Origin of the sequence: Agathobaculum sp. NTUH-O15-33 (assembly GCF_033193315.1) — a bacterium.
Taxonomy (GTDB): Bacteria; Bacillota; Clostridia; order Oscillospirales; family Butyricicoccaceae; genus Agathobaculum; species Agathobaculum faecihominis_A.
This window is the reverse complement of the sequence record NZ_CP136187.1, coordinates 772,089-791,477: the sequence shown is the minus strand read 5'-3', so window position 1 is coordinate 791,477 and position 19,389 is coordinate 772,089. Positions and strand designations below refer to the sequence as shown.

Here is a 19,389-nt window from a genome sequence, read left to right as displayed (position 1 = left end):
TCATACCACGAAAAGCAGGACCGCGCAATGCGTCCGAAACCTGCGTCCATACCCATCAAATCCGTTGACACAATCAAATGGTAAAGGAGCTTATCTAAATGATAGGACAACAGGCAAAACGCTTGCTCGCGGGAGCGGTATCCATGGCGCTGATCGGCACGCTGGCGGGCTGCGGGCCCAGCATGCCCGAAACCGTAAAATCCAGCACGCCGGTGGAGACCGAAACGGTCAGCGTTTCGAGTATCTCCACCCGCAACCAGCTTTCCGGCAAGGTCGTGCCGCAGAACGCGGTCTCGCTTTTCGCCCCGCAGCAAAGCGACGTGCTGACAGTCGATGTAGCGGTGGGCGACCGGGTGACGATCGGCAAAACGCTCTTCACGCTGGACGCGGTATCCATCCAGCGCGATATCCAGCAGGTCGAGGGCGAACGCAGCCGCACGGCTTCCCTTTACGATCAGCAGATCTCGCAGGCGCAGCAGCAGCTCGAGACCACGCGCACCCTGCAAAATGAACAGGTGCGGCAGGCCAAGCAAAGCTGGGAAAACACGCAGGCGCTGTTTGAACAGGAAGCGGCTTCGCAGATCGAGCTGGAACAAGCTGAGGCCAAGTATAACGAGGTAAAGCTCAGCGCGGAGGACACCATCTACGCCGCCGAGCTGTCCGTTACCAAGCTGCAGACCGAAAAGGCGAACCAACTCGCCACCTACGACAAATCGCTTGCCGAGCTGCGCGACAGCAAGGGCGATATGTCGGTCAAATCCACGGTCTCAGGCACGGTGACCGAGGTGAACGTCGTAAAGGGCGGCAAAGCGAATACGCAGACCGCCGCCGTCGTCATTGCGACCGATGAAACGCCGCAGGTCTCCCTTTCGGTTTCCGAAACAATCCAGCCGTGGCTGGAGATCGGCGACGTGGTCACGGTAGAGATCTCCGCCCTTGGCGGCCAGCCAATCACGGCGACGATCGCCTCGGTCGCGCCCGCGGTAAACGAGCAGACTCACCTGTACGACGTGCTGCTTGACTTGCCTAAGGATACCGGCGCCGCCTACGGCATGTTTGCGACTGTCACGATCTATACGGACGTGCGCGAAGACGTGGTGGTCATCCCGACCGACGCGATCCAGACCGACAGCACCTCGCAGTACATATTCATCGTCGAGTATGACGATACGGTCACCCGGATCGATATCGAGAGCGGTCTGGTGGGCGACGGCGTGACGCAGGTCACAAACGGGCTGACCGGCGGCGAGGATTTGGTGGTAGCCGGACAAAGCTATCTGACCGAAGGCGCGGAGGTGCGCGTGGTCAAACGGGATGGCGTGGATCTGACCGAGCAGCCCGCTGAACCGGAAGACGCACCCGCCGAAGCCGAACCCGCAGAGATGGAGGTTCCGGAATGAAATTCGCGCAGTTCAGTATCAAGCATAAGGTAGCGACCACGCTCGCGGCCATTCTAATCGTGCTGTTCGGCTATATGAGCTACAACGCGCTGCCGCTCGCGCTGATGCCCAGCATGGAGATCAAAATGGCCGTTGTAGTGACCAGCTACAGCGGCGCGGGACCGGAAGAGGTGGAAAACCTCGTCACGCGCATTGTGGAATCCGCATGCGCCAGCGTGTCCGGACTGGACAGCCTGACCTCGACCTCTTCCGAAGGCAATTCAATGGTCATGGTACAGTTTACGGACGATACCGATCTGGACGACGCGGTGACCGACCTGCGCGACAAGGTTTCGCGCATTGAAGCCCGGCTGCCGGACGGCGCCGACAGCCCGTCCATCATGAAAATGGACCCGGATTCCATGCCGGTCGTCACGGTCGGCCTGCTGGGGCAGGATCTGGCCGAGCTGCAATCGACCGCCGAGGATGATATCGGTCCGTACATCGAACGGCTGGCGGGCGTCGCCTCGGTCGATATCGCGGGCGGCTACGAAAACGAGGTGGAGATCAATACCTTTACCGACCGACTGGACGGATACGGCCTGACGGTCGATTACATCGCCGGTATTCTGGCCAAGGAAAACAGCACCATCGCGGGCGGCGATATCGAGAGCGGCAGCCAAAAGCTGAACGTTCGCACGGACGGCGAATATCTCTCCGTGGAAGAGATAGCGAACACCGTCATTCCCTTGCCCGCGGGCGGCACGGTGCGCCTCAATGAAATCGCGGATGTGGCGCTTGCCGCGCAGGATCAGGACGAAATCGCCAAGATCAACGGCGAGCCCGGCATCACCCTGTCCGTGACCAAGCAGTCCGGCTCCAACACCGTGCAGGTGGCTAGCCGCATCAAACAAGCGGTCGAGGCTGTCACGGCGGATTATCCGGGTTTGCATTGGGAAATCCTCAGCGACGACTCGATCTTTATCAACCAGTCGGTCGACTCCGCTATCGAAAACATCATTTTGGGCGTGGGCCTCGCCGCGCTCGTGCTGCTGCTCTTCCTCAAGCGCCTGAAAGCGACGGCGGTGATCGTGGTATCCATGCCGATCTGCATCGTCTCCGTTTTTATCCTGATGCGGGTCATGGGCATTACCATGAACATCATGTCGCTGAGCGGTTTGGCGCTTGGCGTCGGTATGATCGTGGATAACTCGATCGTCGTGCTGGAAAACGTGTTCCGCTTCCGCACGGAGGGACACAGCCGCTTGGATTCCTGTGTCAAGGGTACGGGCGAGGTGGCGATGTCCATCATCGCTTCGACCATGACGACGCTTGCCGTATTCGTGCCGATCGGCCTATCCGGCGGCATGGTGGGCATGATGTTCAAGGACTTTGCGCTCACCATCGCGTCCTTGATCGCGTCCTCGCTCCTCGTGGCGTTACTGCTGGTGCCGCTGCTCTGCTATCTGGTGCTGGACGACAGCGGCGACCGCCGCATCCAATCCTTTGGCGGCGATACCAAGCTGCTCGAGGATAAGCCGATGATGCGCGTTTATCGCAAGACGCTGAAATTCCTGATCACGCGGCGGAAGCTCTCCATGCTGATCTCCACCGCGATGATGGGCGTATTCATCGTGCTGATCATCGCGGACGTCATGATCTTCGGCGTGACACTGATGAGCGACATGGATGAAAGCCAAATTTCCATCACGGTGGAAATGCCGCTCGGCTCGGAGCTGGAAAAGACCGAGGAGATCGCAGACCGCGTGGTCGAGATCGCGATGAGCACCGCGCCCGAGATCGATACCATCTATTATTCCGGTGGCGGAAGCTCCGGCATGAATTCAAGCGGCGATCAGGCCAGCATCACGATACAGCTCAAGGACAAGGGCGAACGCGACCGCACGACAGACGAAGTCGTGACCGCCCTGCGCGAAGCAACGAACAATATCGCGGGCGCCAAGATATCCATGGAGGCCACCAGTTCCATGGGCTCGATGACAGGCGACGCGCTCTCCCTCGAAATGCGGGGCAATGATTACGACGCGCTGATGGATTTCGGCGAACAGGTGGTCAAGGCAATCACCGATCAGGTGCCGGACGCGGTAGAAGTCGTTTCCTCGGCCTCGGAACGCGAATCGAGCGTCACCGTCCGGCCCAAGCGGCTGGCGGCCGCTGAATTTGGGCTGACGGCGACCGACATCGGCAGCGCGGTACACAGCCAACTGACCGGTTCCACCGCGACCGAACTGAGCCTGAGCGGCGATGAGATCACGGTGGCCGTCAGCGGCGACAGCAGCATTTATAACAATTTGGATTCGATCAAAAACATTCCCATCAGCGTATCCTCCGGCGGCACGGTGCCGCTCAGCCTTGTGGCCGACGTGGCGATTGAGCAGATCCCCCAGAGCATTTCGCGTGAGGATCAATCCCGCACGGTCACGATCTCGGGTGATTCCCAGTCCGGCAATACCTCCAAGCTCAATCAGGAAGTCAATCAGGTGCTGGCGACGCTGACGGTGCCCGAAGGCATCACGATCGGTTCCGGCGGCCAAATGGCTGAAATGGGCGAATCGTTCGGTTCGCTCGGCTCCTCGCTGCTGGTTGCGCTCGGTCTGGTGTACTTCGTGCTCGCCGCGCAGTACGAATCGTTCCTGCTGCCTATCATGATCATGATGATCATGCCGATCAGCCTGATCGGTTCGCTGAGTGGCCTGCCGCTGACCGGCAACCCGATCTCGATGTACTCCATCGTCGGCGTGGTCGTACTGGCCGGTACGGTCGTTAACTCGGCCATCGTGCTGGTCGATTATATTGAGCAGCGCCGGAAGAATGGCGAGGATAAAAACACCGCGATCCTAAACGCCTGCCCGCGCCGCGTGCGGCCGGTGCTGATGACCACCACCACCACCCTGCTCGGCCTGATGCCCATGGTGTTCGGCGTGGGCGAAGGCTCGGAAATGATGCGCCCCATGGCAATCGTCATGTTTGCGGGCATGATCATTTCCACCATTGTGACCCTGCTGTTCACACCGGTGTATTATTCGCTGCTGGCCAGCCTGTCCGACGGGATCAGCGCGCGCCGCGGAAAGCACTGCAAGCACGGGCAGCGCACACCGCGCGGTATCGCGGCGCAGGAACAGCTTGATAAGCTGCGGGAAAAGGGCGCGGAATTTGTCCGCAGGATTCAAAACAGAAAGGATGGTCGCAAGTGAAACGCCGTCTGATCAGCGGTATGCTGTGCGCCGCGCTGGCGCTGGGCTTTGTCCCGGCCGCCGGCGCGGCGGACGGGCAGACCGTCAAACAAATGGGGCTTTCCGCCGTCGAACGCGCTGTACGGGAAGGCAACGCGACCGTGCGTTCCCTGCAAAACACAGCCTATGCCGCAGATAGTTCGTCCAGCATTGCCACAAGCTACACCGCGCAGGGCGGCAGCATGGAGGCGCAGATCACCTCTTATCAGTCGCTGATCGACGGTCTGGACGCAGCGATGCAGAGTCTGGATCAGAGTAGCGCACTGTACAAAACCTATAAAGCGCAAAGGAAGGTGCTGCAAGGTAATTTGGACCGCTTGCAGCAAAGCCTGAACGGCCTGCCTACTGAGAAGGAATCCACCACCGCGCAGATCGACGACGCGGTCTACGATATCCAAAAACAGGCGGGCAACGTGGCCGATCAGCTTGCCATGGGCGCGCAAGACCTGCTTATCTCAATCAAAACCCTGCAATACTCGGAAGAAGCCCTTGAGCGGCAGATCGCCGCGCTCGACCGGCGGATCAGCGTATTGGAAACCAAGTATGCGCGCGGCATGGTGAGCGCTTTCGATCTCCATACGGCACAGCACCAGCGGGAAAGCCTTGCCCTGTCGCTCACCACCCTGCGGACCCAATGCGAGGATCTGGCGAGCAGCCTTGCGCTCATGTGCGGTTACGACGCGGCAACGCTTGTAATGCCATCGGCCCTTGCGGAACCCGGCAGCGCCGAGCTTGGCAAAATGCGTTATGAGGACGATCTAAGCGAAGCGCTGCAAAACAGTTTCTCTATTTGGCAGAAGCAGTGCGACCTGCGCGCCGCGCAAAATGCCTACGATGAAAACATCTCAGGCACCGCCGAGGCGGTCGCTTCCGCGAAGGACGCGCTCGCGGCGGAAAAGGAATCCGTACAAAGCGCGTTTGCCACCACCTACCGCTCGGTGCAGGATAGCCAGAGCGCCGTACAGGCCGCGCAAAACGCTCTGACACAGGCGGAACGGGAGTTTGCCGTGGGCGAAACCAAATACCAACGCGGCATGGTTTCTAAGCAAGACTATTTGGACGCGCAGGACACGCTGGACAGCGCTAAAGCGGACGTGGAAACGGCAAAGCTCAGTCTGATAACCGCCTACAACCAATACGGATGGGCCAAGAAGGGTCTGTCTACCGGCAGTACCTAAATGGTTCGATGAAAGGAGAAAACATGATGAAACGCTATATGGCCGCCGGCCTTGCGGCGCTGACCCTGTGCAGCGTCTGCGCGCCCGCCTATGCCGCGGACGACGAGGCCGCAGCACAGCCCATCGCCCTATCGTTCGCGTCGCTCGAACAGACGGTTCGCGAAAACAACGTATCGATTAAGGCGTATGGCAACAACCTCAAAAGCGTCGAAGCGACCGCCCCCGGAGACAGCTATATCATCAGCTACGCCAACGTGGAGGACGAGATCAGCGAATACCAGCGCCAGATCAAAGAACTGGACCAGACGATCAACGAGCTTGACGCGGACGAGACCGCGCTGCGAAAAACGCTCCAATCGCAGCGGGCTTCTTTACAGAGCAGCCTGAACGCGGCGATCGCCTCCTACGACGATCTGGAGGATCAGGAGGACGATGATGAGGACAGCCACCAAAGCTCCATCAACAGCACTAAACGGCAAACCGAAAACTTGGCCGATCAGATCTGCATGAGCGCGGAAAGCACCTATATTTCTCTGCAATCTCTTGCCTACTCCCGCAGCCAAAAGGAGCGTAGTATCGCCCAGCTCAATCGTGATATCGCGGTGACCGAGACCCGCGTGTCGCGCGGCATGGCAAGCCAAAACGATTTGCAAAAACAGCAAAGCGAACGGGAGAGCTTGAAAGCCGATCTGAATACCATTGAGACCCAGTATGAAAACCTGAAAAACACGCTGGCCATGCAGTGCGGCTATTCCGTGGGCACCGCGTTTACGACCGACGCGCTGCCCGAAGTGACCGAGGAACAGCTTGCCGCCATCGACTATGACAGCGATCTTACGGAAGCGCTGAAAAACAGCTATTCGATCTTTCAAAAGGAGGATGCTGTCCGTCAGGCTTCGGACGACTACGAAAACAACGTGACCGACAACCTGTACACCTTCAAGGCCGCTCAGATCGAGTTAGACGCGGAAAAAGAAAGCGTGACCGCCTCGTTTCGCAAGCTGTATAAATCGCTGGAGGAAGCGCAGTCCCTGCTGACGGCGGCGCAGGCCGATTGGACGCAGGCCCAAAAGCAGTTTACCATTATGAAAACCAAGTATGACTGCGGCATGATCTCCAAAAACGAGTATGACGACGCACAGGACGAGTTCACGGAGGCGCAAGAGGCGATCGACAATGCAAAGATCGATCTGCTCACCGCGTATAATACCTACCAATGGGCCAAAAGAGGCGTGATGTCCTCCACATAAGCACAAAAAAGAGAAGGGCGCGCCCTTCTCTTTTTTGTGCTTATATGGATCGTTTATCCGGTGCGGTCAGATCGTTCCCGCGCGGATCGCGTCGATCACGGCATGCAGGCTATCGCAGATCGCCGCGCAGGCGACGCGCAATTCATCGGTCGGCGGCGTCAGATCGGGGATCATGACCGTGGCGCAGCCGGCGGCCAGACCCGCGCGCAGGCCGCTCAGCCCGTCCTCGAACACATAGCAGTCCTCGGGGGCGCACCCCAACCGGCGGGCGGCTTCCAAAAAAATATCGGGCGCGGGCTTGCTGCGCGGCATTTGCACGCCGCTGACGACCGCGTCAAAGTGATCGATCACACCCGTGCGGCGCAAATTGCTTTCGATCATGGAGGGTTCACTGCTGCTGGCGACCGCGATCTTAACGCCATTGCCGCGAAAAAACGTCAGGATCTCATGCAAGCCGGGCTTTTCCGGCACCGGCTGCTCCCGCAGCACCTTGCGAACGCGCTCCATGCAGCACTCGACGAACGCCGCCGCGTCGACCGCCGGATAATACTCGCGCACCACAGCTTGCAGCTTGGCCCCGCTCGTACCGCATACCGCGGCCGGAAAGGCCGGCAGAAACGCTTGCCCAAACTGCGCCGCGGTCTCCACCCAGCTTTCCCGGTACAGTCGCTCGGTATCGAACAGTACGCCGTCCATATCAAAAATAGCCGCTTTTTTCATTGCTCTTTCATCGTCCCTATCGTTTAATTCTATTCCAGCTCTGTTTATTATAAACGGTCGGGTTACGGAAAAGCAACGGATATTTTGTGCTTATTCCTTTTCCGCCTGCGCGCGCCGAAGCAGCTGTTCCTTGGTCATCAGCCCCTGCTCGTAGCGGTCGATCTTGAAATTCAGCCGGTCAAGTGACTGTTGCATGTCCGCCATGCGGGCGATCAGCTGGTCGCGCTGCTCGATCAGGATGCACTTGCGCGCATCGATGGTCTGATCCCCCTGCTGGAACAAGGCGACATATTCGATCAGCGCTTCGATCTGCACACCGGCGGCGCGCATGCATTTCATCAGCTCAACCCAGCCGCAGGACGTCTCGTCATAATTCCGGATGCCGCTTTTGGTGCGGGGCACGGGCGGGATCAGCCCGATACGCTCATAGTACCGCAGCGTGTCCGCCGAGATATCGTATTTTTTACTCACTTCTGCAATCGTCATGGCATTTACCTCCTGATAGTGACAGTATAAACCCTAGAGTGCACTCTAAGTCAAGAGGGCTTCGCGCAAAATATACAGCCCCGCCCGCAGCCGCTCCATCGAATCCGCGGTGGACAGCGCGATACGCAAATATTTTTGAGGCTGCACCGGACCGCTCAAGAACCGGTCGGAATGAAAGACCCGGATGCCGCGCGTTTCAAGCTGCTTTTCCAGCTGTTCGCCGGGCAGCGCGGAGGATACCGGCAGCCAGCGGAAGAACGCGAGCGGATGCCCGTTATGCGCTTCGGCCGGAAAGCAGGCGTTAAACAACGCGTTCGCCTGTTCGGCCAGCCGTTTCTTTTCCGCCATGATCTCGCCCGCGCGGCCGGTGAGCAGCAGCTCGGTGACGATCTCCGCGTTGAGCGAGGAGGTCTTGACGTTCACATTATAAATGGTATGTAAAATCCGCTCGCGAAGCGCTTCCCCAAACACCAGATACGCCACCCGCAGGCCCGAGCAGATCGCCTTCGAGGTACTGCAAATATAAACCGTTTGCTCCGGCAGCAGCCGGTACATGGGTCCCTCGTAATCCGGCACCACGCCCGCGGTCAAAAACGCGTGGGTATCATCCTCCACCAAAAGCAGGCCGTATTGCCGGATGACCCGGATCAGCATCCGCTTGCGCTCTTCCGGCAGGACAACCGTGGTGGGATTCGAGCAGGACGGCATGAGGAAAACGCCGCGCACCTCGTTGAGCTTGCACTGCGCTTCCAGCTCCTCCGGCAGCATACCCTGACGGTCGCCGCGCACGGGTACTAAGTGCAGATGATGCAACCTCGCAAACTCGATCAGGTTGGAAAAGGTATACGTATCCACTGCGATGCGGTCGCCCGGCTGGAAAAGCGCCATCAGCGCAATGACAAGCCCGTTTTGTGCGCCCGATACGATCGCCATCTGTTCGGGCCGCGCTTCCAGCCCCATGCCGCGCATCCAGTTCAGCGCCGCCTGCTTGTGGTGTGGCATGCCGGAGGGGTCGGTATAATCGAGCAGGCGGTCGAAATACGGTTTTGCCATTACGCGGCGCATGGCGTCCGCAATCATACTATTGCACTGTTCAAAGGAAGCCCCAAAGGCCAGATCGATGCATTCGCGCACCATATGATCGGCCGATATGGTGATCGGCCGCGCGGCGCGGGGCGATACAAACGTGCCGCGCCCCGTTTCGGCGACCACCAGCCCCTTGAGTTCGCACAGCTTATAAGCGCGGGTGACCGTTGTAAAATTAATATCCAGAAAATCCGCCAGCTCCCGCTGGGGCGGCAGCTTTACGCCGGGCGCCAGCAGGCCCGCGCCGATATCCGTTTCCAGCCGCTGCGCGAGCGACAGGTAGATCGGGCGCTTGAGTCCGGCCCGGTCGGGCTTCCAAGACATGGGGTAATCCGCAAACGAATTGAATGGCATAGGCGCCTCCATACGAAATTGTAATCCATACAATTATAGCATTGCATTGTATGGATTGCAATGTTACACTTTAATCAGTAAAAGGAGGTTTTAACATTGTCACGCTCGAATTTAGTTAAAAACGCACTCAAAACCGCATTTCCCTATACGATACCGATTTTTGCGGGCTTTTGGTTTTTGGGACTTACCTACGGTATTTATATGAACATATCCGGCTTTTCCTTTTGGTATCCCATGCTGATGAGCCTGACCATTTTCGGCGGTTCGCTGGAATTTGTGGCCGTGACAATGCTGCTCGGCACGTTTGCGCCCATGCAAACCCTGATCATGACGCTGATGATCCAAGCGCGCCACCTGTTTTACGGCATCTCCATGCTGGACAAGTTCAAGGGCACCGGCTGGAAAAAGCCTTATTTGATTTTCGGTATGTGCGATGAGAGCTTTTCCATCAATTATACGGCCGATATCCCGGAAACGGTCGACCGGGGCTGGTTCATGTTTTTCGTCACCCTGCTCAACCAAATTTACTGGGTATCCGGCGCAACGCTGGGCGGCGTGCTCGGCTCGCTGATCAGCATGAATACCGAGGGGCTGGAATTTGCCATGACCGCCATGTTCGTCGTTATTTTTTTGGAACAGTGTTTCAAGGAAAAACGGCCCTACACGGCGCTGCTCGGCATCGGCGCATCCATTCTTTGCCGGCTGGGCTTTGGCGCGGATTCGTTCTTGATCCCGACCATGCTCTGTATCCTGCTCGTACTGACCGTGCTGCGCCGTCCTCTTGAGAAAGCAGGTGAGCCCGCATGATGTCGTTGCCACAGCAGATGATCACCATCGCCATGTGTGTGCTCGGCACGATGGCGACGCGGTTTCTGCCCTTCTTGGTCTTTTCCCCGCAAAAGCCGACGCCGCGCTATATCCAGTATCTAGGCCGCGCGCTGCCCGCCGCCGTTTTCGGCATGCTGGTCGTTTATTGCCTGAAAAACATCAGTCTGTTTACCGGCAGCCACGGACTGCCCGAGCTGCTTGCCATCGCGCTTGTCGTAGCGCTGCACTTATGGAAACGGCAAATGCTCATCTCCATCGCGGGCGGCACCATCTTTTATATGCTGCTGGTGCAGTATGTGTTTTAGTCCATGATTGCCATAATTTCTTCAAAGCCAGCCGAAGCAACCGCTTCGGCCGGCTTATTTTATGTTCAAACAAATGCCTTTGCTGTGCGTCTTCGTCACGGCATGAAGAAATCTGTTTACAAGCGCTCCCTCTGGTTGCTATAATGATATAGAATAAATTGACTGTGTCCATGGCCTTTTCACGAGCGGCACAGCAAGGAGGGTCGCAGCTTGAAAAACCGCATTTTGTTGCGGACCAATCTATTGATCTGCGCAATACTCCTGATCGGCTTCCTGCTGACCGCGCTTCTCAGTTACCGGGCCAATTACAGCGCCGCCATTGAAAATATCGAGCAGGTTTCCACCCTGACCTCGGAGGGTATCTACACCCAAATCAATTCTATTTTCACAAAGCCGGTCAATATATCGATGACCATGGCCAACGACAGCCTGCTCAAAACATTGCTTTCCAAAGAGCGAGAAGGCCCCGAAGACGAGGCCTTTCTGGAACCGCTCAAGCAGTATTTAAACGCTTACCGCTTGAAATACGGCTACGATTCGGTCTTTCTCGTTTCCACGGCGACCGGACGGTACTATCATTTCAACGGCTTCGACCGCTACCTCGAGCCGGACGACCCAGAAAACAGCTGGTGTTACGACCTGCTAGACGATCCGCGCGAATTCGCCTTAAATGTGGACAACGATGAGGTCGCGGGCGCCGGGCAGCAGCTGACGATCTTTGTAAACTGCAAGATCTTGGACGAGGAGGGCGAGATACAGGGCCTGATCGGCGTGGGGCTGCGCATAGACGGCCTGCAAACCATGCTGAGCGATTACAAAGACGAGTTCGGGGTAAACGCTTACCTGATCGACGGCAACGGCACCATTCAGGTATCGGACGACCATTCCGGCCACGACGCGCTGAGCCTGTTTGAAATAGACCGCTACAGCGAAGAGGTGCAGCGGCGCATCCTCGACTGGAACGAGACCGGCTCCGCCCGCAGCTTTTGGGTTCCGGACGAGACGGGCGCGCCCCAAAGCAACTATGTCATCGTTCGCTATCTGCCCGATCCCGATTGGCATCTGGTGGTCGAACGCGACACGGGCGCGCTGATGCAGGAGCTGAACCTGCATATGGCGCAGACCGTGCTCATCATCCTCGCGATTATTGTAGTCATTCTATTTATCGTTTCCTACACGGTGCGCAATTTTAACCGCCAGATCGTAACGCTAGCCCGCACGTTCGCCTATGAAAAATACGCGCTGTTTGAAAAAGCCACCGAAGAGCTGTATGAAAATATTTACGAGCTCGACATCACGCACAACCGCCCCGCCAACAGCGCGACGGAAGCCTATTTTACCAGTCTGGGCGCGCCTGCCGGCACACCGTTCGGCAGCGCGCTGCATATCATCGCGGCAAAGCAGGTAAAGGAAGAGTTCCGTCAGGGCTACATCGCCACGTTTTCCCCGGAAAACGTACTGCGCGCTTACGCCAGCGGGCAGGATACCCTGCGGTATGATTTAATGATCTCGAGCGGCGGACAGGATTACTATTGGATGCGCATCACCGCGCGCATCGTGCGCTGCGAAAGCGACGGCGCGATCCATATGCTGACCTACCGCCAGAACATCGACGCGGAAAAACGGCAGGAGCGCCGCCTGCGCGAGCTGGCGCAAGCGGACGAGACCACCGGCCTGCTGACCCGGTCCGCGATCCAGCGGCTCGGCGAACAGCTGCTGAGCGAAAAGGGCGCTGCGATGTACGCGTTTTTCCTGTGCGACATTGACAACTTCAAACAGGCCAACGATAAATTCGGCCACGATTATGGCGATTCGGTCATACGCGCCTTCGCCCATACCATGCAGGGCCAGTTCCAGCAGGATAATATTTTAGGCCGCCTTGGCGGCGACGAATTCGCCGCGCTCGTTCCCATTCCGGCTGGTCACGGCGCCGAGTGGGCCACGGAAAAAGCAAATGCCTTAAGCGGCGCGCTGCGTTTTCTCTACGGCGAGGAGGACCGCGCGTGGGCGGTCTCGGCCAGCATCGGCGTGGCGCTTGCAAACGCGGATACCGCCGGTTTCGACGATCTGTATAAACGCGCGGAGCACGCGCTGTACCAAACCAAGAAACGCGGCCGGGACGGCTACACCATAGCTCCCCCGACCGCAGACCATGACGAAAGGACCGACAAGGATGGCAGCTGATACACCCTCGTTACTCGACTGGCTCACGGAAAAAACAAACTGCCCGTATCTCTCCAACCTGCCTGAGATCGTGGGCAGCGAAGCCTTCCGCTCCGCGGTAAAAGAAGCGCCGACCGAACGCTACCCGCTTGCCGAGTGGACGGAAGCGGTCCAGTACCTGTGCGGAGAAAAGAACCCCTGTTTTACCGATCCGGCCGGCGCAAAGCGCCGACTGATCGAGGCCACCGGTCCCCGCTGCGTGTAAAAGAAAGCTCCGAAGAAAGGCGCATAGCCCTTTCTTCGGAGCTTTCAGACTGTCAAAGAACCTCCACGCGCCGCAGCGCGCATAAAATAGGATTTTGCTGCAAGAGCAAAATCCATAAAATCCGGGAGCATGTATCTCGGATTTTATACAAACCGACTTCAAGTGTGCCTGTAAGGCGCGCGCAGAAGCCGGAATACTCGATCGAAATGGGGCTTTGTTTCGATCGACAGACTGTCAAAATAGTTTTTTGACAGTCTGAAAGCTCCGAAGAAAGGCGCATAGCCCTTTCTTCGGAGCTTTTTTAGTTGTCCTCCGGCTGCCACCGGAACGCCGCCATATCCACCCGTCCGTCCGCCGTAAACCGGACGCCGTCGGCTTCCAGCATGGCGCGCTGCACATCGCCCCCGCCAAAAGCGAAAGCCGCGGATATGCGCCCATCCTGTGTGACGACGCGGTAGCACGGAACGCCCGCCGGGTCCGGATTGACATGCAGCGCATAGCCGACCACGCGCGCCCAGCGCGGGTTGCCCGCGAGCGCCGCGACCTGCCCATAGGAAGCGACGCGGCCGCGCGGGATGCGCCGTACCACGGCATAGATCTTTTGGTATGTATTTTCCATTCCTTCGCCGCCCTTCTGCGTTATTTCTATTATATCATGGCAATATGCCGATTTCCACGCCCTTTCAGCATGAAAAAAATGTCTATTTTTACGTGTTAAATTGTTGCATACCTGAACAAAATGTTCTATAATAGTAACGCACCTTTAGCAAGTATGTAGGGAAATCCGCACTTTTTCTTATATTTGGTAAGAAACGGACGCGGAAACGTAAGGAGGACAATGAATCAATGGCACTTACAAACAGCTATCTCAATAGCGTATATGAAACCGTAGAAAAGCGCAACCCGGGCGAGCCTGAATTCCTGCAGGCCGTACTCGAAGTGCTCGAAAGCTTCGAGCCTGTCGTAGAGCAGCGCCCCGAGCTTGAGGCTTGCGGCGTTGTCGAGCGTTTAGTCGAGCCGGAGCGCATGATCATGTTCCGTGTGCCGTGGGTGGACGACAGCGGCAAGACGCAGGTCAACCGCGGCTTCCGTGTACAGTTCAATTCCGCCATTGGTCCGTACAAGGGCGGCCTGCGGTTCCATCCGTCGGTAAACGCTTCCGTTATCAAATTCCTCGGTTTTGAGCAGTGCTTTAAAAACAGCCTGACCGGCCTGCCCATGGGCGGCGGCAAGGGCGGTTCAGACTTTAACCCCAAGGGCAAGTCCGACGCGGAGATCATGCGTTTCTGCCAGTCCTTCATGACCGAGCTGTGCCGCCACATCGGCCAGTTCACCGATGTGCCCGCCGGCGATATCGGCGTGGGCGGCCGCGAGATCGGCTATATGTACGGCCAGTACAAGCGCCTGCAAAACGAGTTTACCGGCGTTCTGACCGGCAAGGGACTTTCCTTCGGCGGTTCGCTGGCCCGTACCGAAGCGACCGGCTACGGCCTGTGCTACTATATGAGCGAAATGCTCGCATACAAGGGCACTTCGTTTGAAGGCAAAACCGTGGCGATCTCCGGCAGCGGCAACGTGGCGATCTATGCCTGCCAGAAGGCCACCCAGTTGGGCGCCAAGGTCGTCACCATGTCGGATTCCAACGGCTTTATCTACGATCCCAACGGCATCAAGCTCGATATCGTAAAGGATATCAAGGAAGTCAAGCGCGGCCGCATCATGGAATATGCCGAGCGCGTGAACGGCAGCACCTACACCGAGGGCGAGCGTCCGTGGAGCGTCCCGTGCGATATCGCCCTGCCCTGCGCGACCCAGAACGAGCTGAACGGCGACGACGCGAAAACGCTGGTCGCAAACGGCTGCAAGTTCGTCGCCGAGGGCGCGAACATGCCTTCCACCCCGGAAGCCGTCGCCGTGTTCCATGAGAACGGCGTGTTCTTCGGCCCGGCCAAGGCGGCGAACGCGGGCGGCGTGGCCACCTCCGGCTTGGAGATGAGCCAGAACTCGCTGCGCCTTTCTTGGTCCTTTGAAGAGGTCGACGAGCGCCTGCACGGCATCATGGTCAACATCTTCAAGACCTGCGTGGAATCCGCGCAGAAGTACGGCCACAAGGACAACCTTGTCATGGGCGCGAACATCGGCGGCTTTGTCAAGATCGCCGACGCGATGCTTGCGCAGGGCATTGTGTAAATTTTCATTCAGAAAGGCCCCTCGCGCCGCGGCGCGAGGGGCCTTTCAGGATGTCAAAAAACAAGTTTTGACATCCTGTCGATCGAAACAAAGCCCCATTTCGATCGAGTATTCCGGCTTCTGCGCGCGCCTTACAGGCACACTTGAAGTCGGTTTGTATAAAAAACCACGCACATGTCGCGGCTTTTTATGAATTTTGCCGCAAGCGGCAAATCCTATTTAATGCGCGCTGCGGCGCGAAAGGTTCTTTGACACGCTGAAAGGCCCCTCGCGCTGCGGCGCGAGGGGCCTTTTTATCGCAGTGGCAAAATGTCGCTTGGTGAAACGGACAGCGTAAGGCTTTCCCGGTTTGGCAGCGCGGCGTATTCCGCTTTGTTCAGAATCCAGCAGAGGGACTGCGAAGCGCCTTTTGGCCTGACCAGCACGCGCACCTCAAACGGGCTTTCGATCACCTGCTCCACGCGGCAGGCAAACGCGTTTTCCGTCCCGCCGGGCCGAAAGAAGTGGGCGCGGATTCCCACCGCGGAAACATCGCCCGCCATGGGCGCCGCCGCCCGCAGGGTCAAATTCCACGCGGGTACCGTCACCGCGTTCTCACCGGACGGGTATGCGTCCGCAATATTTTTGCAGCCGGTCAAAAGCGCCGCCGCGCGCGTATGCGGGCTTTGAAACAGCGCCCACTTTTCACAGTACGCATCGATGCGGCCGCGATCGTACACCGCTACCTTATCGCAAAGCCGGTAGATCTCATCGCGGTTGTGGGAAACGAACAGCGCCGGGCCGTTAAACTGTTCGAGCACACGCAGGACCTCGCGCTCGGTTTGCCAGCGGAGAAAGCTATCCAAGGCGGAAAACGGCTCGTCCAGCATCAGGATACGCGGCTCGGATACCAGAATGCGCGCCAGCGCGGCGCGCTGCTGCTGCCCGCCCGAAAGCTGGTGCGGGCGGCGGCGCTCCAAGCCGCCGAGCTGTAACCGTTCCACTGTCTCCGCGACGCGAACGCGCTTTGCGTGCTGCGCCAGACCGCTCCGCCGCAGCCCTGTCAGGATGTTTTGCTCCACCGTCATATTGGGGAACAGCGCGTAATTCTGGAACAGCAGGCCGACGCGCCGCTTCTGCGGCGGCAGATCGATGCCCCGCTCGGAATCAAACAGCGTTTGCCCGTCCAGCACGATCTTGCCGCTGTCCGGCTTGACGATGCCCGCGATGCACCGCAGCGTCATACTTTTGCCGCAGCCCGAAGCGCCCAGCAGGCCGATCGTTTCCTTTTCCGCCGTGAACGACACGTCCAGCCGGAACGAGCCAAAGGCTTTCTGAATATCCACCATGAGCATTGCTTTTCACCCCTCTGTTCCCACCCGCCGTTTTGGGTTTTCCCGCCGTTCCAGCAGGTTTACCGTCAACAAAACGACGGCCGAGATCGCTAAATTGACCAGCACCCACCGAAATGCCAACGCTTCCTGATCCGTGCGCCAAAGCTGATAGACCGTGGTGGAAATGGTCGCGGTCTTGCCTGGGTGTAGCCCGCGATCATGCTGGTCGCGCCGTATTCGCCCAGCGCCCGCGCAAACGAAAGCACCGCGCCCGCCAAAATGCCCTGACGGCACGCAGGCATGGTCACGCGCCAAAAAATGTAGCTGCCGGAAAGGCCCAGTGTCTGCGCCGCGTAGCGAAGCGTGTCGTCGAAGCCTTCAAACGCGCCGCGCGCCGTGCGGTACATGAGCGGGAACGCGACGACCGCCGCCGCGAAGATTCCGCTGTACCACGTCATCGGCACCTTGACGCCGAACGTATCCATCAGCCACAGGCCGACGGGCCGCTTCGCGCCGAACAGGCACAGCAGGAAATAACCGACCACGGTAGGCGGCAGCACGAGCGGCAGCGTCAGCACCACATCGAGAGCGCCCTTGACCAGCCGCGGCAGCTTTGCGATATACCACGCCGCAAAAATGCCCGTAAAAAACACGAGCACGGTCGCGATCAGCGCAATGCGAAGCGAATTAAAAAGCGGATACCAATCCACGGCGCGTGTCCCTCCTTTTCTATTTAGCCTGCTTTGGCAAAGCCGACCGCTTCAAAGACTTTTATCGCGGCATCGGACTGCAAGTAATCTAAAAATGCCCGCGCCTCATCCGGGTGCGGCGCGGCTTTGAGCACTGCCGCGGGGTAAACAACCTGCTTGCACAGATCCTTTGCAGCCTGATCGACAATAGTCAACCCCGCTGCAAAGGCGTCGGTCGCGTAGATGATGCCGCAATCGACCGAGCCCTCGGCCACCTGCGTGGCGACCTCCTTCACGTTGGAGCCATAGGTGATCTTGTATGCGCTTTCCAGTGCGTCCAGCAGACCGAGTCCGGTCAGAATTTCTTCCGAATACTGGCCGACCGGCACGTCGTCATTGCCAAGCGCAATCAAATCGCATTTGGTGCCGATATCATCAAACGACCGGATGCCCGCCGGGTTGCCTTCGGGCACGACCAGCGCGACCTTGTTTTCCAGCAGATCGACGCGCGTCGCGGCGTCGATCAAACCAAGGCCGCCCGGATTGCCCGCCGCGTCCTTGGATACGTCGAGCTGGTTCATCTGCTTTTGCGCCGCCGAGATGAACAGGTCGCAGTCGGCCCCCTCCTCGATCTGGGTTTTCAGCGTGCCGGACGAATCGAAATTGAACGTCAGCTTCACGTTGGGCGCGACGGCCTTGTAGCTTTCCGCCAGCTCGGTCAGCGTTTCCATCATGGAAGCGGCGGCGAATACGGTCAGCTCCACCGTTTCATTTGCGTGGGGCGCTTCCTTTTTCGTTTCAGCCGGTCCGCCGTTACCACAGCCTGCAAGTCCGCCCGCGAGCAGCCCGGCGGCGGCCATGACGCAAAGCATTCGTTTCCCTTTATCGTTCATGTTGTTTTCTCCTCACAATCGTTGTAGCCGATCAAGGATAACGCACGCCTCAAAAATGGGCTTTTCAAAGCCCATTTTCGGCTTATTATACTTGCGGCAGATCCCAGTTGAAATACTGCCAGTACGGCGCGGCGGCGCGCGCTTTAAAATCGGCTCTCGAAGCGTCGGTCCAGTCGTAGGTGCCCCTGCCGGACTTTTGTCCAAGGTCGCCGCGCGCCACGCGCTCGCGCACGAAAGCGGGCGTTTCCTTGGCGTCGCTCAGATCGCGCAGCAGATGGTCTTCGATGCTTTGCACCATATCCAGCCCCGCAGCGTCCTGATGCTCGAACAGGCCGACCGAGGTATAGCGCGGCATGAAGCTGTACATCAGCGCCTTATCAATATCGCGCGGATCGGCAAGCCCCTGTTCGACCATGTAGATCGCCTCGCGCAGCAGCGCGTGCTGTAAGCGGTTGGCGATAAAGCCGGGCGCGCTCTTTTTCATCACACATACCTTGCGGCCGCAGCTTTCCAGTATTTCATACGCGGCGCTTGCAGCGGCCTCCTCGGTGCACGCGCATTTCACCAGCTCGACAAAAGGCACCAAATGCGGCGGATTAAACGGGTGAGCGACGACCAGCTTGCCCGGGCAGCTTTGCAACCCCTCGCACAGCGTTTCAGGCGCCATGGCGGAGGTGGTGGAGGCGACGAAGCGAAAGCGTTTGCAGTGCGCCTCGATCTGCTGATAGATCGCAAATTTTACCGCCTTGTCCTCTACCGCGCATTCAAAAACAGCGTCCACATCCTGTAGGTCGGCATAGGACAGGGTAAAATGCAGATTGCCGGCGCAGGCCGCGGCCTGCGCCCGGCTTACCAGCCCCCGCCCTTCCAGCACGGCGTACATTTCATCATAGCTGCGCCTGCCGCGTTCGGCGGAGGCGGCCTTGGTGGCAAGCACCGTGGTATCGTATCCGTTTCCTGTGAAAAGCGCGGCAAGGCTCATGCCCATCATACCTGTGCCAATCACAGCGATCTTTTGCGGTTTTGTATTTAACAT

The 19,389-nt window shown here is 58.4% G+C and carries 16 protein-coding genes and 1 pseudogene; 9 read left to right on the top strand and 8 right to left on the bottom strand.

Features of this window, described 5'->3' with window-relative positions:
• Window positions 1–98 precede the first annotated feature (98 nt).
• From RWV98_RS04180 to RWV98_RS04165, 4 genes are read left to right on the top strand one after another with little or no spacing between them, the layout of a single operon-like run.
• Window positions 99–1,400: an efflux RND transporter periplasmic adaptor subunit gene (locus tag RWV98_RS04180; RefSeq protein ID WP_280962351.1), complete on the top strand. Its 1,302-nt coding sequence runs from the start codon at window positions 99–101 to the stop codon at window positions 1,398–1,400.
• The gene (locus RWV98_RS04175) at window positions 1,397–4,594 is read left to right on the top strand and encodes an efflux RND transporter permease subunit (RefSeq protein WP_317863970.1); all 3,198 of its coding nucleotides are present in this window, start codon (window positions 1,397–1,399) and stop codon (window positions 4,592–4,594) included. The genes RWV98_RS04180 and RWV98_RS04175 overlap by 4 nt, the downstream gene beginning before the upstream one ends.
• Window positions 4,591–5,811: a TolC family protein gene (locus RWV98_RS04170; RefSeq protein WP_317863968.1), complete on the top strand. Its 1,221-nt coding sequence runs from the start codon at window positions 4,591–4,593 to the stop codon at window positions 5,809–5,811. The genes RWV98_RS04175 and RWV98_RS04170 overlap by 4 nt, the downstream gene beginning before the upstream one ends.
• Before the next feature lie 26 nt (window positions 5,812–5,837).
• The gene (locus RWV98_RS04165) at window positions 5,838–7,061 is read left to right on the top strand and encodes a TolC family protein (protein ID WP_317863966.1); all 1,224 of its coding nucleotides are present in this window, start codon (window positions 5,838–5,840) and stop codon (window positions 7,059–7,061) included.
• 66 nt (window positions 7,062–7,127) lie between these two features.
• On the opposite strand, the gene RWV98_RS04160 is transcribed toward RWV98_RS04165, so the two are convergent.
• The 3 genes from RWV98_RS04160 to RWV98_RS04150 all read right to left on the bottom strand — a co-directional run bounded on the left by RWV98_RS04160 (window position 7,128) and on the right by RWV98_RS04150 (window position 9,707).
• Complete coding sequence (locus RWV98_RS04160) at window positions 7,128–7,781, bottom strand: HAD family hydrolase (protein ID WP_317863964.1); 654 nt, start codon at window positions 7,779–7,781, stop codon at window positions 7,128–7,130.
• Between the two features lie 90 nt (window positions 7,782–7,871).
• Window positions 7,872–8,267 carry a MerR family transcriptional regulator gene (locus tag RWV98_RS04155; protein WP_317863962.1) on the bottom strand — a complete coding sequence of 132 codons (396 nt, stop codon included), beginning with the start codon at window positions 8,265–8,267 and terminating at the stop codon, window positions 7,872–7,874.
• Window positions 8,268–8,312: 45 nt separating this feature from the next.
• Window positions 8,313–9,707, bottom strand: a complete 1,395-nt coding sequence (locus tag RWV98_RS04150; protein WP_317863960.1) for an aminotransferase-like domain-containing protein — start codon at window positions 9,705–9,707, stop codon at window positions 8,313–8,315.
• A gap of 96 nt (window positions 9,708–9,803) precedes the next feature.
• Here RWV98_RS04150 and RWV98_RS04145 point away from each other — a divergent pair, with 96 nt between their 5' ends.
• From RWV98_RS04145 to RWV98_RS04130, 4 genes are all read left to right on the top strand, one after another.
• Window positions 9,804–10,514: an AzlC family ABC transporter permease gene (locus tag RWV98_RS04145; RefSeq protein ID WP_317863958.1), complete on the top strand. Its 711-nt coding sequence runs from the start codon at window positions 9,804–9,806 to the stop codon at window positions 10,512–10,514.
• A complete protein-coding gene (locus tag RWV98_RS04140) occupies window positions 10,514–10,840 on the top strand; it encodes a branched-chain amino acid transporter permease (RefSeq protein ID WP_280962382.1) in 327 nt (108 codons plus the stop codon). Before RWV98_RS04145 ends, RWV98_RS04140 begins: the two co-directional genes overlap by 1 nt.
• Window positions 10,841–11,050: 210 nt before the next feature.
• Window positions 11,051–13,024, top strand: a complete 1,974-nt coding sequence (locus tag RWV98_RS04135; protein WP_317863956.1) for a sensor domain-containing diguanylate cyclase — start codon at window positions 11,051–11,053, stop codon at window positions 13,022–13,024.
• On the top strand, window positions 13,014–13,268 hold the full coding sequence (locus tag RWV98_RS04130; RefSeq protein WP_317863954.1) for a hypothetical protein: 255 nt from the start codon (window positions 13,014–13,016) through the stop codon (window positions 13,266–13,268). The genes RWV98_RS04135 and RWV98_RS04130 overlap by 11 nt, the downstream gene beginning before the upstream one ends.
• Before the next feature lie 301 nt (window positions 13,269–13,569).
• On the opposite strand, the gene RWV98_RS04125 is transcribed toward RWV98_RS04130, so the two are convergent.
• Window positions 13,570–13,887, bottom strand: a complete 318-nt coding sequence (locus RWV98_RS04125) for an MGMT family protein (RefSeq protein WP_317863952.1) — start codon at window positions 13,885–13,887, stop codon at window positions 13,570–13,572.
• Between the two features lie 227 nt (window positions 13,888–14,114).
• Here RWV98_RS04125 and gdhA point away from each other — a divergent pair, with 227 nt between their 5' ends.
• On the top strand, window positions 14,115–15,458 hold the full coding sequence (gdhA, locus tag RWV98_RS04120; RefSeq protein WP_317863950.1) for an NADP-specific glutamate dehydrogenase: 1,344 nt from the start codon (window positions 14,115–14,117) through the stop codon (window positions 15,456–15,458).
• Window positions 15,459–15,751: 293 nt separating this feature from the next.
• Here gdhA and RWV98_RS04115 read toward each other — a convergent pair whose 3' ends face one another.
• The 4 genes and pseudogenes from RWV98_RS04115 to RWV98_RS04100 form a co-directional block, all read right to left on the bottom strand.
• A complete protein-coding gene (locus RWV98_RS04115) occupies window positions 15,752–16,792 on the bottom strand; it encodes a sulfate/molybdate ABC transporter ATP-binding protein (RefSeq protein WP_317863948.1) in 1,041 nt (346 codons plus the stop codon).
• Between the two features lie 6 nt (window positions 16,793–16,798).
• Window positions 16,799–17,481 (bottom strand): annotated as a pseudogene (modB, locus tag RWV98_RS04110) (molybdate ABC transporter permease subunit).
• 23 nt (window positions 17,482–17,504) lie between these two features.
• A complete protein-coding gene (gene modA, locus RWV98_RS04105) occupies window positions 17,505–18,353 on the bottom strand; it encodes a molybdate ABC transporter substrate-binding protein (RefSeq protein ID WP_317863946.1) in 849 nt (282 codons plus the stop codon).
• 85 nt (window positions 18,354–18,438) lie between these two features.
• The gene (locus RWV98_RS04100; protein ID WP_317863944.1) at window positions 18,439–19,389 is read right to left on the bottom strand and encodes a 3-hydroxyacyl-CoA dehydrogenase family protein; all 951 of its coding nucleotides are present in this window, start codon (window positions 19,387–19,389) and stop codon (window positions 18,439–18,441) included.

Bases quoted from the DNA above. Each gene is read 5' to 3' on its own strand.
- RWV98_RS04165 (WP_317863966.1), top strand. From the start codon at position 5,838: ATGAAACGCTATATGGCCGCCGGCCTTGCGGCGCTGACCCTGTGCAGC.
- RWV98_RS04140 (WP_280962382.1), top strand. From the start codon at position 10,514: ATGTCGTTGCCACAGCAGATGATCACCATCGCCATGTGTGTGCTCGGC.
- RWV98_RS04100 (WP_317863944.1), bottom strand. From the start codon at position 19,389: ATGTTAAATACAAAACCGCAAAAGATCGCTGTGATTGGCACAGGTATG.
- RWV98_RS04175 (WP_317863970.1), top strand. From the start codon at position 1,397: ATGAAATTCGCGCAGTTCAGTATCAAGCATAAGGTAGCGACCACGCTC.
- RWV98_RS04150 (WP_317863960.1), bottom strand. From the start codon at position 9,707: ATGCCATTCAATTCGTTTGCGGATTACCCCATGTCTTGGAAGCCCGAC.
- gdhA (WP_317863950.1), top strand. From the start codon at position 14,115: ATGGCACTTACAAACAGCTATCTCAATAGCGTATATGAAACCGTAGAA.
- RWV98_RS04130 (WP_317863954.1), top strand. From the start codon at position 13,014: ATGGCAGCTGATACACCCTCGTTACTCGACTGGCTCACGGAAAAAACA.
- RWV98_RS04125 (WP_317863952.1), bottom strand. From the start codon at position 13,887: ATGGAAAATACATACCAAAAGATCTATGCCGTGGTACGGCGCATCCCG.
- RWV98_RS04115 (WP_317863948.1), bottom strand. From the start codon at position 16,792: ATGCTCATGGTGGATATTCAGAAAGCCTTTGGCTCGTTCCGGCTGGAC.
- RWV98_RS04155 (WP_317863962.1), bottom strand. From the start codon at position 8,267: ATGACGATTGCAGAAGTGAGTAAAAAATACGATATCTCGGCGGACACG.
- RWV98_RS04160 (WP_317863964.1), bottom strand. From the start codon at position 7,781: ATGAAAAAAGCGGCTATTTTTGATATGGACGGCGTACTGTTCGATACC.
- modA (WP_317863946.1), bottom strand. From the start codon at position 18,353: ATGAACGATAAAGGGAAACGAATGCTTTGCGTCATGGCCGCCGCCGGG.
- RWV98_RS04180 (WP_280962351.1), top strand. From the start codon at position 99: ATGATAGGACAACAGGCAAAACGCTTGCTCGCGGGAGCGGTATCCATG.